Annotated in this window: 1 protein-coding gene; it reads left to right on the forward strand. The window is 62.3% G+C overall.

Annotated features, from left to right (window positions below; genetic code table 11):
• The coding region (locus QCE48_RS31705; protein ID WP_309794497.1) for an IS30 family transposase at positions 1 to 549 on the forward strand (549 nt) is incomplete at both ends.

Raw genomic sequence — 549 nt, forward strand, 5'->3', positions numbered from 1 at the left:
CGCGGCGCCGGGCGCCGTGCCACAAAGCTTTGCCTACAAGGCGTCTGCTGGCGTATCGTTCTCACCCTGCTCGAGTGGAGATGGTCACCCCAGCAGATATCGGGCACACTGAAACGTATGTATCCGACCGACCCGACCCAACAGGTTTCGCACGAAACCATCTACACCGCTATCTATGCGCAGCCGCGCGGCGAACTGCGCCGTCAGCTGATTGCCTGCTTGCGTCATGGTCACAGCACGCGTATGCCGCGCACGCGGGGCACAGACCGGCGCGGACAAATTCCCGACATGGTCAGTATCCATGTGCGCCCCCCCGAAATTGAGGACCGCCTGCTGCCCGGACACTGGGAGGGCGACTTCATCAAGGGCGCGGGCAACCACTCCTCGGTCGGCGTGCTGGTTGAACGGACCAGCCGCCTTGTCCTGCTTGCAAAGATGGAAGACGCCACCGCGGCTTCAGCGCTGGCGGGCTTCTCTGCGAAACTGAATTCGATTGTCGCGCCGCTGCGCCAGAGCTTCACTTATGACCAAGGCAAAGAAATGTCGCGC

Source organism: Caballeronia sp. LZ024 (assembly GCF_031451455.1).
Taxonomy (GTDB): Bacteria; Pseudomonadota; Gammaproteobacteria; order Burkholderiales; family Burkholderiaceae; genus Caballeronia; species Caballeronia telluris.